Annotated in this window: 15 protein-coding genes; 8 read left to right on the top strand and 7 right to left on the bottom strand. The window is 61.0% G+C overall.

Annotated elements, in window-relative coordinates:
* Positions 1-29: 29 nt before the first annotated feature.
* The 4 genes from glnA to ntrC all read left to right on the top strand — a co-directional run bounded on the left by glnA (position 30) and on the right by ntrC (position 4926).
* Positions 30-1445 carry a type I glutamate--ammonia ligase gene (gene glnA, locus AC1DZE_RS00300; RefSeq protein ID WP_431097519.1) on the top strand — a complete coding sequence of 472 codons (1416 nt, stop codon included), beginning with the start codon at positions 30-32 and terminating at the stop codon, positions 1443-1445.
* A gap of 181 nt (positions 1446-1626) precedes the next feature.
* On the top strand, positions 1627-2160 hold the full coding sequence (locus AC1DZE_RS00295; protein WP_477667927.1) for a hypothetical protein: 534 nt from the start codon (positions 1627-1629) through the stop codon (positions 2158-2160).
* Between the two features lie 41 nt (positions 2161-2201).
* Complete coding sequence (glnL, locus tag AC1DZE_RS00290; protein WP_477667926.1) at positions 2202-3311, top strand: nitrogen regulation protein NR(II); 1110 nt, start codon at positions 2202-2204, stop codon at positions 3309-3311.
* Between the two features lie 94 nt (positions 3312-3405).
* Positions 3406-4926, top strand: a complete 1521-nt coding sequence (ntrC, locus tag AC1DZE_RS00285; protein ID WP_477667925.1) for a nitrogen regulation protein NR(I) — start codon at positions 3406-3408, stop codon at positions 4924-4926.
* Between the two features lie 228 nt (positions 4927-5154).
* On the opposite strand, the gene xth is transcribed toward ntrC, so the two are convergent.
* The 7 genes from xth to AC1DZE_RS00250 form a co-directional block, all read right to left on the bottom strand.
* Complete coding sequence (xth, locus tag AC1DZE_RS00280) at positions 5155-5931, bottom strand: exodeoxyribonuclease III (RefSeq protein WP_477667924.1); 777 nt, start codon at positions 5929-5931, stop codon at positions 5155-5157.
* Positions 5932-5973: 42 nt separating this feature from the next.
* Complete coding sequence (locus AC1DZE_RS00275; protein ID WP_477672819.1) at positions 5974-6564, bottom strand: DUF4337 domain-containing protein; 591 nt, start codon at positions 6562-6564, stop codon at positions 5974-5976.
* A gap of 47 nt (positions 6565-6611) precedes the next feature.
* Positions 6612-7094: a dihydrofolate reductase gene (locus tag AC1DZE_RS00270; protein WP_477667922.1), complete on the bottom strand. Its 483-nt coding sequence runs from the start codon at positions 7092-7094 to the stop codon at positions 6612-6614.
* Positions 7095-7099: 5 nt separating this feature from the next.
* Positions 7100-8989 carry a M48 family metallopeptidase gene (locus AC1DZE_RS00265; protein WP_477672820.1) on the bottom strand — a complete coding sequence of 630 codons (1890 nt, stop codon included), beginning with the start codon at positions 8987-8989 and terminating at the stop codon, positions 7100-7102.
* On the bottom strand, positions 8986-9816 hold the full coding sequence (locus AC1DZE_RS00260) for a thymidylate synthase (protein ID WP_477667921.1): 831 nt from the start codon (positions 9814-9816) through the stop codon (positions 8986-8988). The genes AC1DZE_RS00265 and AC1DZE_RS00260 overlap by 4 nt, the downstream gene beginning before the upstream one ends.
* Positions 9817-9888: 72 nt before the next feature.
* Complete coding sequence (locus AC1DZE_RS00255) at positions 9889-11310, bottom strand: FAD-binding oxidoreductase (RefSeq protein ID WP_477667920.1); 1422 nt, start codon at positions 11308-11310, stop codon at positions 9889-9891.
* Positions 11311-11326: 16 nt separating this feature from the next.
* Entirely contained in the window at positions 11327-11719 is a 393-nt protein-coding gene (locus AC1DZE_RS00250; protein WP_477668901.1) for a DUF2069 domain-containing protein, read from the bottom strand.
* Positions 11720-11777: 58 nt separating this feature from the next.
* Between AC1DZE_RS00250 and AC1DZE_RS00245 the strand changes: the two genes are divergently transcribed.
* From AC1DZE_RS00245 to AC1DZE_RS00230, 4 genes are all read left to right on the top strand, one after another.
* Positions 11778-12992, top strand: a complete 1215-nt coding sequence (locus AC1DZE_RS00245; protein WP_477667919.1) for a YihY family inner membrane protein — start codon at positions 11778-11780, stop codon at positions 12990-12992.
* 177 nt (positions 12993-13169) lie between these two features.
* Positions 13170-13376: a hypothetical protein gene (locus AC1DZE_RS00240; protein WP_477673826.1), complete on the top strand. Its 207-nt coding sequence runs from the start codon at positions 13170-13172 to the stop codon at positions 13374-13376.
* A gap of 337 nt (positions 13377-13713) precedes the next feature.
* Entirely contained in the window at positions 13714-13902 is a 189-nt protein-coding gene (locus AC1DZE_RS00235) for a DUF3606 domain-containing protein (protein WP_477667917.1), read from the top strand.
* Positions 13899-14129 (top strand): hypothetical protein, encoded by a 231-nt coding sequence (locus AC1DZE_RS00230; RefSeq protein WP_477667916.1) that lies wholly within the window; start codon positions 13899-13901, stop codon positions 14127-14129. The genes AC1DZE_RS00235 and AC1DZE_RS00230 overlap by 4 nt, the downstream gene beginning before the upstream one ends.
* The last annotated feature ends 32 nt before the right edge of the window (positions 14130-14161 follow it).

Here is a 14161-nt window from a genome sequence, read left to right as displayed (position 1 = left end):
AACCACCCATCCAGCAACAGGAGATTTTGATGGCAAAGACCGTCGCAGACGTCATGAAAATGGTCAAGGAAAACGAGGTCAAGTTTGTTGACTTCCGTTTTACCGATACCCGGGGCAAAGAACAGCACGTGACCGTGCCCGTGTCCCACTTTGACGAAGACAAATTCACGTCGGGCCATGCATTCGACGGCTCCTCAATTGCCGGCTGGAAGGGCATTGAAGCCTCCGACATGCAACTGATGCCTGACCCAAAGACGGCCAACATCGATCCGTTCTTTGAAGAAACCACTCTGTTCATGAGCTGTGACGTGCTCGAGCCCGCCGACGGCAAAGCCTATGACCGCGACCCGCGCTCCATCGCGCAGCGCGCAGAGGCTTACCTCAAGGCTTCCGGCCTGGGCGACACCGCTTACTTCGGCCCTGAGCCAGAGTTCTTCATCTTTGACGACGTGCGCTGGAACACTGACATGTCGGGCACCTTCTTCAAGATCGAAGAATACGAAGCACCCTGGAACTCCGGCGCCAAGCTCGAAGGCGGCAATCGCGGCCACCGTCCTACCGTCAAGGGCGGCTACTTTCCCGTGCCTCCTGTCGACAGCACGCAAGACATGCGCGCCGAGATGGCCCTGATCCTCGAATCGCTGGGCATCCCCGTCGAAGTGTTCCACCACGAAGTGGCCGGCGCCGGCCAGAACGAAATCGGTACCCGTTTCAGCACGCTGGTTCAGCGCGCCGACTGGACCCAGGTCCTGAAATACGTCGTGCAGAACGTGGCCAACGCCTACGGCAAAACCGCCACCTTCATGCCCAAGCCTGTTGTCGGCGACAACGGCTCCGGCATGCACGTTCACCAGTCCATCTGGAAAGACGGCAAAAACCTGTTTGCCGGTGACGGCTATGCAGGCCTGTCTGATTTCGCCCTGTACTACATCGGCGGCATCATCAAGCACGCACGTGCCCTGAACGCCATCACCAACCCAGGCACCAACAGCTACAAGCGTCTGGTTCCTGGCTATGAGGCGCCGGTCAAGCTGGCTTACTCGGCTAAAAATCGTTCGGCATCGATCCGCATTCCTTACGTTGCCAATCCAAAGGGCCGCCGTATCGAAGCGCGTTTCCCCGATCCACTGATGAACCCTTACCTGGGCTTCTCGGCCCTGATGATGGCCGGCCTGGACGGCGTGGAAAACAAGATCCACCCAGGCGAAGCCGCCACCAAGGATCTGTACCATCTGCCACCCGAGGAAGATGCAAAAGTGCCAACCGTTTGCCACAGCCTGGACCAGGCGCTGGACGCGCTTGACGTGGGCCGCAGCTTCCTGACCAAGGGCGGTGTGTTCACCGACAGCATGATTGACGCCTACATTGAACTGAAGATGGGTGAAGTGACCCGCCTGCGCCAGGCGACCCACCCCATCGAATTCGAGATGTACTACTCCCTGTAATCAGGGGGGCGAAAGCCCAACCGCTTACTGTTTATTTACACAGTTTGTGGTCAAAAAAGGACGGCAGATGCCGTCCTTTTTTATTGCCCCGGCCGGTTGTGGGTTTGCTGGCTTTGTATTTCGGCGCCTTTGCCGCATACTGATAGACCGTCCTCGCCCTTATTGGGCATCGGGAGTACCTATGAAACACACCTTATTGCTTTCTACCTTGTCGTTGCTGCTGGCTGGCGCGGGGAATGCTGCATGGGCGCAGCAGGTATACCGCTGTGCAGGAGTCGGGGGTGCGGCCCCTGAATACATCAACAACACAAAAGACGCCCAAACCCGGAGCTGCAAACTGTTGTCCGGCGGCAATGTGACGGTGATGCAGAGCACGCCGGTGCCCAAAGCCGCGGTTCGCGTGGCTGCGGCCGCAGGCTCTAGCGGCCCGCGCACCGATGGCAGCCCCGAACAGCGGGCCCGCGACAACGATTCGCGCGCCATCCTTGAGGCCGAACTGAAAAAGGCCGAAGCCAAGCTGGCCGAGCAGCAAAAAGAATTCAACAACGGCGAACCTGAGAAACAGGGCATTGAAGGCCGTAACTACCAGCGTTACCTGGACCGCGTGGCCGAGCTCAAGGACAGCATCACCCGTAACCAGAGTGATATTGCCGGCCTGAAGCGCGAAATTTCCCGCCTGCCTGGCCCCCCGCCTGCTGCGCTCGTCGCCAATTAAACCAGCGCGGCAAGTCCCAGTAAGCCGGCTTCTGGAGGAAAATGGACGGCTTGAACAAGCCCTCCATCCGCGTCGCTTTATCGTCCGTCCCGGTCAAAGGACTTCCCCCGCGCTTTCAGGCGTTTGACCTGCTGGCCACGCTGGTGGCAGTGGTGCGTACCAACGGCACCGTGGTGTTTGCCAATGCCGCGCTGGAAGATGCGCTGGGCACCTCGCGGCGGACCATTGAAGGCTCACAGCTCCCCGATTGCTTTACCGAGCCGCTCATTTTGCAAAATGCGCTGGAGGGTGCGGGCAGCAATGAATTTGCCGCCCTGCGTTACGACGCGTGGCTCAGGCGCCTGAACCACGAACCGCTGCCCGTGCATGTGGTGGTGGCGCAAACCGACACCCCGGGTGAGGCGATTGTGGAGCTGCTGCCGCTGGAGCAGCAAGCCAAGCAGGAGCGCGAAGAACGCCTGATCGACCAGGCGCAGGCCAATAAGGAGTTGATCCGCAACCTGGCCCACGAGATCAAAAACCCGCTGGGCGGTATTCGCGGCGCTGCGCAATTGCTGCAGATGGAAATCGGCAAGGACCTGACCGAATACACCCAGGTCATCATCCATGAGGCAGACCGGCTGCAGACGCTGGTAGACCGTTTGCTGGCCCCGCACCGCCGCCCGCATCTGGTGGGCGATGTCAATATTCACGAAGTGTGTGAGCGCGTCCGCTCCTTGATCCTGGCGGAGTTCCCAAAAGGTTTGAGGGTTACGCGCGACTACGACATCTCGATTCCTGATTTCCGCGGAGACCGCGAACAGCTCATTCAGGCGGTGCTGAACATCGCACACAACGCCGCGCAGGCTTTGGCGGAACGGGTCGCGGCGGGCAATGCGCACATCACTTTCAGGACAAGAATCGCCAGGCAGGTAACTTTTGGCAAGCAGCGCTATCGCTTGGCATTGGAATTGCATGTTATCGACAATGGACCGGGTGTGCCGGACTCCATCAAAGACCGCATTTTCTATCCGCTGGTATCCGGGCGGGAAGGTGGTTCGGGGCTGGGGCTGACATTGGCGCAAACCTTTGTCCAGCAACACCACGGTTTGATTGAGTGCGACAGTGTGCCGGGCCGTACAGATTTCAAGCTGCTGATACCGCTGCCTTGAAATGTGTTCTCAGCCATGATTGATACATAACGCGATCGTGCAGAGGGTTCCAGAAAGCCCTGCATTGAAAGCACGAAAAAAGGGACTGCACTACATGAAACCGATCTGGATCGTTGATGATGACCAGTCCATCCGGTTTGTTCTGGAAAAGGCCCTGCTCCGCGAGGACCTTCCTACGCGCAGTTTCACCAATCCCCGCGAAGTTCTCGCCGCACTGGAAAGCGCGACGGAGGATGAAGGGCCGCAAATTCTTGTGAGCGACATACGCATGCCGGGCGGCTCTGGTCTGGATCTGCTCGAAAAGGTCAAGGAAAAGCTCCCCGGCCTGCCAGTCATCATCATGACCGCGTTCTCCGACCTTGACAGCGCGGTGTCCGCCTTCCAGGGCGGCGCCTTTGAATACCTGCCCAAGCCGTTTGACCTGCCAAAGGCGGTAGAACTCATTCGCCGCGCAGTGGAAGAAAGCCAGCGCGAAGAGGTGGCTGAAGAGCGCATGGCCTCCGCGCCCGAAATGCTTGGCCAGGCGCCGGCCATGCAGGACGTTTTCCGCGCCATCGGACGGCTGAGCCAGAGCATGGTGACTGTGATGATCACCGGTGAGTCCGGTTCAGGCAAGGAATTGGTGGCGCGTGCGCTGCACAAGCATTCGCCCCGCGCCAACGGGCCCTTTGTGGCCATTAATACCGCGGCCATCCCCAAGGATTTGTTGGAGAGCGAACTGTTCGGCCATGAGCGCGGCGCGTTCACCGGCGCGCAGACCATGCGGCGCGGCCGCTTTGAACAAGCTGAGGGCGGTACGCTCTTCCTCGATGAAATCGGCGACATGCCGTTTGACTTGCAGACGCGCCTTTTGCGTGTGCTGAGCGACGGCCATTTCTACCGCGTCGGCGGGCACAACGCCGTCAAGGCCAACGTGCGTGTGATCGCCGCTACCCACCAGGACCTGGAGCAGCGCGTCAAGGAAGGCGGCTTCCGCGAGGATTTGTTCCACCGCCTCAACGTGATCCGCCTGCGCCTGCCCGCACTGCGCGAGCGGCGCGAGGATGTCTTCATGCTGACACGCCACTTCCTGCAGCAAAGCGCCAAGCAGCTCGGTGTGGAGCCCAAGCGGATTTCCGACACGGCGCTGCAGCAGCTCAGCAACTTTGGTTTCCCCGGCAATGTGCGCCAGCTTGAAAACATTTGCCACTGGCTCACCGTTATGGCACCGGCGCAGGTGATTGAGCCCAAGGATCTTCCACCCGAAGTGCTGGGCATTGTTCCCGAATCGGGCAGAAACCCGGTTTTTGCCGAGAAGGCTGGGGTGGCCAAAGTGGAGTGGTCGGCAGGCGCCGCGGAGAAAATTCCTGCCAGCCATGGGGCTGAAGCGGCCGTACCGGTTCCGCCGGTCTCTGGCCCTGAACAGAGCTGGGAAAGTGGTCTTGAAGCAGAAGCTCTGGCGTTGCTGGCGACCGGTCGCAGCGACGTGTGGGATGTGCTGACCCGGCGTTTTGAATCCAAGCTGATCCAGACCGCACTGGTCAATACACGCGGGCGCCGCATTGAGGCGGCTCAAAAGTTGGGCATAGGCCGCAACACTATCACGCGCAAGATTCAGGAACTCAATCTGGAGTAGATGGAGCCCCCACGCTCCCCCACTGCGTGTGGGTCGCTGCCCCCCGAGGGGGCCGCCCGCCTGTGGCCCGGCAAAGCCGGTTCCACGGCTCATGCTGGCTTGAAGAGTTCAGTGGCGTGACCAGCGGGGATTTTCACCAGCGGAGGCCGCGGGACTGGCTTTGCCAGACCGCTGGCCTCGCCCCCTGAAAGGGGGGAACGGGCTACACGCAGTGAGCCTGGACGGGGGTTAGCTCAATTCCAGGGTCACCGGCGCGTGGTCGCTGGGCTTTTCCCATTTGCGCGGTACGCGGTCTATGGTGCAGCCTTTGACTTGCGGCTTCAGGGCGTCGCTGACCAGGATGTGGTCGATGCGCAGGCCACGGTTCTTCTGGTAACCGAGCATGCGGTAGTCCCACCATGAAAAGCTTTTGGGCGGCTGCTCGAACATGCGGAAACTGTCGGTCAGGCCCAGCGCCACCAGCTGGCGGAAATGCTCACGCTCTTCCTTCGTGTGGTGAATGGTGTCGCGCAAGCCCTCCGGGTCGAACGAATCCTGGTCTTCCGGTGTGATGTTGAAGTCGCCCAGCAACACCAGTTGTGGGTGGGCTGCCATCTCCGCGCGCACATAAGCCTGCAGACCTCCCAGCCAGCGCATCTTGTAGGCGAACTTTTCGCTGCCGGGCTCCTGCCCATTGACGAAATAGCCGTTCAGCACCCGGATGGGGCCCGCAGGGCCGTCCACCGTGGCGGCAATAACGCGTGAGTGCTCGTCCTCAAAACCGACAATATTTTTCACCACGTCGCGCAGCGGCGTGCGCGAAAGGATCGCCACGCCGTTGTAGGTTTTCTGGCCGAATGCGGCGGCCTCATAGCCGGCGGCCTTGAGCGCTTCCAGCGGGAACTTGTCGTCCGTCATCTTGAGCTCTTGCAGGCACAACACATCGACTGGATTGGCCGCAAGCCAGTTCAGCACATGCGCGAGCCGCGCAGTGAGGGAGTTGACGTTCCAGGTGGAAATTTTCATGATTTAGTGCTCCAGCCCAATAAGGACCTGCGCCAGCAGCTATTAAATATGTAGCAAGGCAAATACGCCGATGACCAGCCCCACGCCGGCCACGACGAACATGCCGTATTCAAGCCACTTCTTGCGGGTCAGCAGCGCAATGGCCGCCAGGGCAATGGCCACCTGCAGCACCGTGGTAGCCTGCGCCCAGCGGTGGTGCTGGTGCATCTGCTCATCGGACGATTTGTCCCAGGTGGTGGCCTCGGCTTCCAGTTTGTCGGCGACCACCTTGATCTCGTTCTTTTCCTTTTCGTAGCGGTCTACCTTGCCCTGGTAGCCGGCTTTTTTGTCCTCTGGCGCCAGGTCGCGGGCGAGTTCGGCCAGCGACTGCTTGGTGCTTTTCGACTGGAAGTAATTCCACTGGTTGGAAGCTTCCGTCTTCTTGATGGCCGCGTTGTTTTTATACAGGCCCGCATTGGCCTGCGTGGCACCGCCCATGTACGCAAAGATGGCGCCTATGGTGGCAATGATGGCCGTGATGACCGCGATTTGCGCGATCATGCCGCCGTTGTCGTGGCCGCCATGACCCCCCTGCGCCGCATGCTCGAGCTCATGGTCGTGGGGCCCGTGTACGTGAAATCCGCCTCCTGACATATCAGTTCCTTTGTGTGTTGTTATGCGTTGCTTGAGTTATTACAGGTCTATTTTTGATAGGTGATGAAGCTGAACTTCATTCCGTTGGCTGACACGTGGTCTTCACGCGCGGCCACCCGCCATTCGGGCCCCAGCGTCGGCGCGTAGGCGTCGCCTTCAATCTCTTCGGCAATCTCGGTGACTTCGATGCGCTCGGCCAGCGGCATCGCCTGCGCGTAGATTTGCGCGCCGCCCAGAATCCAAACTTCGGCCGACGAGGCACACAGCGCCAACGCGTCGGCCAGGCTCGCGGCCGTCGAGGCACCGGTGTCTTTCCAATCAGGCTGCCGCGTGATGACGATGTTGGCGCGGCCCGGCAGCGGCCGGAATTTCACCGGCAGCGAATCCCAGGTCTTGCGGCCCATGATGACCGGCCAGCCGGTGGTCAGGCGCTTTAAGCGCGCCATGTCTTCCGGCAGGCGCCAGGGGATGGTGTTGTCGCGGCCTATCACGCCATTGGCGGCGCGGGCGAAGATCATGCGGATTTTCATGGTGTTCAGATGGAATCAATCCGGATGATATCCAGATTCAGGGGCCTGGCCGGCGCGATGACGACGCTGCCGGGAACGGCCTGCAGTTGCTTGAGCAGGCGTGGATTGAGCGCCTCGGAGGTATAGACCGTGTTCACCATCGCCAGCTGGTCGGGCGGTGTGACGGCCTGAAGGTAGTTCTGGTAGCGCGCGCGAAGATCGTCTTCGCCAAGGCCGGTTTTATGGGCTTGCTCATGGTCAATCCGCACCACGAGGATATTCACGGTGTGGGAAAGGTTCGCCGCGTCGGGCAGGTCCAGCTGCACCGCCCAGCAGCCGTCGGTCAGTGGTTCACCCGCCAGCACCTCCGCCAGAAGCGGCACCGCACCGGGTGCGATGGCGCGTACAGGGCGGCACAGAAGGGCCTCCCACAACTGCTCATACAGCGGCGTCAGCCTCCTGTGCGTGTAGCGGCGGCGTATGACGGCTTCACGTGCGGCCTTCGGGTCGCCGTGCGATGCGAGATAGCCGCAAATAACGTTCTGCGCCCCGAGGGCGATGCGTTTGTCCAGCCGGATCGATTGCCGCAATTCCTCGACGCCGGCGTTGTCGCCTCTTTCGAGCAACGCCAGGCCGAAGTAGAACCGGGCCATGGCCATTTCGGGATGGCGGGCTGCCGCTGCAGACAGCAGGGCCAGGCTTGAGTCGTCGCTCTGCAACTGCTCTTGCACAATCGCCGTCGCCAGTTCGGTCTGGGCGGGCGTTTGTTCGGAGAAGAGCACATGCACCCCACCGGCCACCAGCCACCGCATCCGTAGGTGGTCGAATCGCCAGTTGGCCTGCGTGTTTTTCTGCCAATCCTCATTGCAGGCCGTCAGGAACCGGGTCCACTCTTTGCCCAGAAGCATGTCTCCAGCACAGGGCGAGGTTTCAAGCGGAGGCGACTCGACCTGCAGGCCCAGCGCCGCCGCACGTTCATGCAGCGGCGGGTGGGTGTCTTGCGCACGCCGTGGGCGGCTGGCTCCCTCCGCGAGCGCCTGCGGCATGAAGCTGCCATGGGCCTCGACAAGATCGGATGTCAGCCCCCAGAAGTTGCCGGGCGCTTGCGTCGATTGCATGCGCAGGCTGCTCAGTTGTGTGGGCAGTTTCCGGGCCAGAAGAAAAGAAATAAATTCCAGCCTGGCAAGAGCGTCGGTGAGGTGGCGCGCTGAGGAAGTCCGCGCTGCGACGGCGTCGGCCTCGAATTCACACTGACGGGACCAGCTGGATGATCGCGAGACAAAGTAGGGAACAAACCAGGACGCGATGGCCTTCAGCCCCCCATCCACGAAGCTGTCGTTGCCTTGCATGTGAAGGTAGTGGTCCCATTTGGCCCGCACCCTGTAGATCCAGTGACCCAGACGCCCGTGGTTGCGGGAAAAGTGCCCCAGCTCGTGCGCGATGACGGCTTTCACTTCGTCCTTGTTCAGCATCTTCAGCAAGGGGACACCCAGTATGAGAGTGCGGCGGCTGCCAAACAACGACAGGAAACCGCCGGTTTGATAAGCCGCCGCGTTCAGTTCGTTGTCCAGCACGATGCGGTGGATGCGCGGCGCCGCGGCGCCGGTGCACAAGCCGTCCACCATCTCAAAGAGTGCGGGTGCATCTTCACGGCCAATGGTGTGCCGGCCAACCGTGCCGGGCGAGGGCTGGACCAGCCACCACAGGAAGAGAAAGGCCGCGAAGCCAAACACTGCGGCAAAACCGGGTCCCCAAATGGCGGCCTGAAGCATCACGAAGGGCGCGATCGGCAAGATGACCACCGTCACAAAGATCAGCTCCGAGGCCAGAGCCAGCAGTGTGAGTGAAAACCGTTGCCGCGAATTGAATGTGGAAGCCGACGCTGCGGATGGAGCGCCGGCCTGCACGGATGTCACACCGCCACCGGCGCCTTGATGGCGTCATGGTGCTGGTAGTCCAGAAATTCAAAATCTTCAAACTGGTAGTCAAAGATCGATTCGGGTTTGCGCTTGATCTGCAGCGTGGGGTAGGCAAAAGGCTTGCGGCTCAGTTGCAATGCCACCTGCTCGTGGTGGTTGCTGTAGATGTGGCAGTCGCCACCGGTCCAGATGAAATCGCCCACACCCAGGCCGCATTGCTGCGCCACCATGTGGGTGAGGAGGGCATAGCTGGCAATGTTGAAGGGCACGCCCAGGAAGATGTCGGCGCTTCGCTGGTAGAGCTGGCAGCTGAGCTTGCCCGGCTGGCCTTGCACTTCAGAAGGTGCGACATAAAACTGGAAGAACGCGTGGCAGGGCATGAGCGCCATCTTGGAGAGGTCGGCCACGTTCCAGGCGCTCACGATGATGCGGCGCGAATCAGGGTTGGTCTTCAGCGTCTTGATGACTTCGCTGATCTGATCGATGTGGCCGCCATCCGGCGTTGGCCAGCTTCGCCATTGCACGCCATAAACCGGGCCCAGGTCACCGTCTTCACGCGCCCATTCGTCCCAGATGGAGACGCCGCGCGCCTTTAGCCAGTTGTTGTCGCTCGAGCCCTGCAGAAACCACAGCAACTCATGCACGATGGACTTGAGGTGGACCTTCTTCGTGGTCACCAGCGGAAAACCTTCGTTGAGGTCAAACCGCATCTGGTAGCCAAAGACGCTTTTCGTACCGGTGCCGGTGCGGTCGGCCTTGAAGGCGCCGTGGGTGTCCACATGGCGCATGAAATCTTCGTATTGGGAGCGGATAGGGCGGGTCATTAAAAACCAGTCGGCTAGAGGTCAGAGGGGGTGCCGGGGGCGCGTCATGGCGGCGGGCGGCCAAGACTTCAATTATGCCTTTAGCACCCGTCCCGGGTTCATCAGGTTATGAGGGTCCAGGCCCTGTTTGATGGCGCGCATCATGTCCAGTGCCACGGGTGATTTGTGCTTGGGCAGCGTGTTGACCTTGAGGCTGCCGACGCCGTGCTCGGCCGAGATCGAGCCCCGGTAGCGGTCCACCGCTTCGTAGACCAGGGCATTCATCGGCGTCTCCTGCTCGTTCAGGAAACGCGCCTGGTCTTCATTCTCCGGCGCCTGCACGTTGTAGTGCAGGTTGCCGTCGCCCAAATGGCCATAGACGACCATGCGCGCACCCGGAAAACGCTCCAGCAGCAGCGCATTGGTTTCAGTCACGAACTCGGGAATGCGCGACACATTGATCGAGATGTCGTGCTTGATGTTCAGGCCCTCTTCGGCCTGCGCCATCGGGATGCTTTCACGGATGTGCCACAGCGCATGGGCTTGCGCCATGCTCTCGGCGACCACGGCGTCGGCAACGCAGCCGGCCTCCATGGCGGCTTCCAGGAGTCGCTCGAAGCATTCACGCGCATGGGCTTCGGATTCGTTGTCCGAGTTCTCCAGAACCACGCACCAGGCGTGCTCCTGCCAGAAAGGCACGCGCTGTTGCGGGAAGTGCCTGGCCACCAGGCCCAGTGCGAACTGGCCCATGACTTCGAAACCGGTCAGGCCGGAGCCCAGGTGCTCATGCGCCAGGCCCAGCAGCTGTACGGCAGCCTCAAGCGACGGCACGGCCGTAAAGGCGGTGAGCTGGGATTTCGGCATGGGATACAGCTTCATGATGGCGCCGGTAATCACGCCCAGCGTGCCTTCGCTGCCGATGAACAGGTGGCGCAGGTCGTAGCCGGTGTTGTCTTTTCGCAGGCCGGAGAGGCCGTCCCAGATTTCACCCTGTGCGGTCACGACTTCCAGCCCCAGGCAGAGGTCGCGCGTATTGCCGTAGCGCACGACCTGGGTGCCGCCGGCGTTGGTGCCGAGGTTGCCGCCAATGGTGCAGCTTCCCTCCGAGGCCAGGCTCAGGGGAAACAGAAAGCCGGCTTTTTCGCAGGCTTCCTGCAGGTTTTGCAACACGCAGCCGGCATCGACCGTGATGGTCAGGTTGCCGGCGTCCAGCGTGCGCACCTTGTTCATACGCGTCAGGCTGAGCACGACCTGCGTGCCGGTGTCGTCGGGTGTCGACCCTACCACCATGCCGGTATTGCCGCCTTGCGGCACGATGCTCACGCGTGCTGCGGCGCAGGCTTTCACCACGGCCGCGACTTCAGGCGTGGAGCCAGGACGCACCACGGCCAGGGCCTTGCCGGTTTCACGCCTGCGCCAGTCCTGTACCCAGGGCGTCAGGTCGCCATCAATCAGGACATTGGGTGCGCCGACGATCTGGCGCAGGGACTCAATCAGTTGGGTGTGTGTGCTCACGATGTTCGGCTTCAGGTTAAGGGGTTGATGGATTTGAGGCGCTGGAAGCAGTGGGGGCGTTTTTCAGCCGCACCCGCACATGCATCGCGCAGGCGGCAAACAGCGTGAGGCACAGCAGCACCTCGATGAAGGCCAGGTAGTTGCCGGGGGCGCGGTCGCTCCAGGCCCGCACCACGCCTTCGGTGAAATACAGCCACACCAGCAGGCTGACCCAGCGGTAGGTGTACATGCGGTTTTTCATGATGCCGGCCAGTGGAATGCACAGCGGCAGCACTTTGAGCGCCAGTAATGAGCCGCCCGGGCGTATGGGCGCCAGCCACATTTCCCAGGCCAGGCCCAGCACGATAAGGCCCAGCAGGCTGGCCAGCGCGAGCCGGCGGGTGATGTCAATTTGCGTTGTTTTGTTCATGGTCATGGGAACCCGCTGGACCGTCAACAGGTTCAAGGTCAGTGGCATGATACCGGGGATGAAATTTCAGCAATATCTCGAGGACCTCTTGAGCGACCTGTCGCGCTTTCCGTGGCGCGGCACAGCGCTCACGCTGCGTGACCGTTTCCGGGAAGACCACATGGGCCTGACCGCCAGCAGCCTGACCTTCACCACCTCGATCGCGCTGGTGCCGTTTTTTACGGTGGCGCTGGCCATCTTTACGGCCTTCCCGATGTTCTCGAAGTTGCAGGGCGCCCTGCAGGCCTGGCTGATTCAGAGCCTGATCCCCGACAACATCGCCCGCCAGGTGCTGGGTTACCTGACGCAATTCAGCCGCCAGGCCAATAAGCTGGGCATCGCGGGCCTGGCCGTGCTTCTGGTCACGGCCATCGCGCTCATCCTGACCATTGACCGAACGCTCAACGGTATCTGGCGCGTCAAAAAGGCGCGGCCACTGACGCAGCGTGTGCTCATTTATTGGGCTGCCATTACCTTGGGGCCGCTGCTGCTGGCGGCCAGCCTGGCGGTCACTTCTTATGTGCTGTCGGCCTCGGGCGGCCTGGTGGGCGCTTTGCCCGTCAGCCTGCGTTTTCTGCTCAGCGTCCTGCAGTTTTTCCTGGTGGCGGGGGGCATGGCGGCGATGTACCGCTATGTGCCCAATACCTACGTGAAGTGGTCGCATGCCTGGGTAGGGGGCCTGTTTGTGGCTGCGGGCATTGAGGTGGCCAAACGCGTGCTGAGCCTGTATCTGGGCGCCGTGCCGACCTATTCGCTGGTGTATGGCGCGTTCGCTACCTTGCCCATCCTCCTTGTATGGATTTATGTGTCCTGGGTCATCGTGCTGATGGGCGCTGTGATTGCCGCGTACCTGCCCAGTCTCCTGGCCGGAGTGGCCCGCCGCGGCAGCGCACATGGCTGGCATTTCCAGCTGGCCATTGAAGTGCTCCAGCAGTTGCACCGGGCACTGGCCACCCCGCGCAAGGGTGTCAGCGCTTCGCAGCTGGCCGAGCTCCTCCAGGTGGACGGGCTGCAGCTGGAGCCGGTACTGGAAACACTGGTTGCGCTGGACTGGGTAGGCCAGCTCAATGAAGCCGAGGGTGAGGTGGAAGCCCGTTACCTGCTGCTGGCCGACCCCGACACCACGCCGCTGGAGCCATTGATACAGCAACTGCTGCTGGACAAGGCCGAAGCGGTTCAGGGCCTGTGGGAAAAGGCCCGGTGGCCGGCCATACGGCTACGCGACGCGCTGTAAACCGCCGACTCCGACCCGCCAACCCCGCACATCAGCAGGTTTCGGAGCTAGTCCATCCGGACTAAAAACCAGTCCCTGTTTGGGGATATTTGTGACTGCCTGCGTGTTGTAACAAAATCAGGCTTTTGATTTTTTCACGCACTGACAATGCCATCAAAAACACCAACCAGGGAAAAATTGGACGGCGCCATTGCCCATGAACGGCAGGCGCACCAGGAAGCCCGACAGATCTACGAAGAGCTGACGGCGAAAATGTGGGCCTACCAGACCGGCCAGGGCCCGGCGCCCACCAATAAAGACTTCGAAATGTGGAGTCAGGCCGTGGAGCAGCGCGTCAAGGTCAAGCAGTTGGGCATCCGGGTAGACGGCGAGTCCGGCCTTTAATTTTTTGCGTCGCGCCTTCGCGGCGGTTCAGGCGCATACCCGCATCGTTTTGCCCTCCTGACGTGGCCTCCTTGCGATTTGGCAAGACTCCGCTTCAGCCCAAATGCGTGCCAGGAGGCAGGTTTGAGCCCGTTTTCAAGCCTGATTGCCTCATCCTGCAAAAGCCGTTCGGGTGACGTAAGCCTTGTAAGAATTTTTATGCTGCACCGCACAAATTTTCGCCCGTTAGGCCTTCAGGCGCGCGGGAGGAATTCTTACAAGACCATCTTTATGCTTACGCCACGATTCTCTTCATCTGTTGCAATCCCCTCAATTGACAACCAAGCTGGAGAGAACCGTGACATCACCATCGAACCTGATCGCCGACCCGGCCCTGACAAACGAGCCCATCAACATCAACGAGGAAGCCTCCCTGAAATACTGGGTCAGCGCACTCGATTGCAGTGAGCTTGAACTGCGCGTTGCCGTGGCGGAAGTAGGCCCTGCCGCCAAAGACGTGAGCAATGAACTCGGGCGGTCTTTATGAGTGCCGCCGTTCCCGATGCGCCCGGGCCGCTCGCGGTGCGGGTGAAGGAGCCGTCAGCGGGTCTTTTTTACTGGGTGGTCACGCAGCTGTCAGCCGAAGAGCACATGGCGGACCTGCGCATTGAAGGTTCCGACCACCCGTACCCCACGCATGAAGCGGCGTTGCAGGCCGGCGCTGCTTGCCTCAAGGCGTTAAAAACCGGTCCCTTGCAGTCACTGGACTCCTGATAAACCCCGATAAGGTCTGTTAGAGCCCGTTG

The organism is Polaromonas sp. P1_F1 (assembly GCF_056405795.1).
This window is presented reverse-complemented; position numbering and strand designations above follow the sequence as displayed.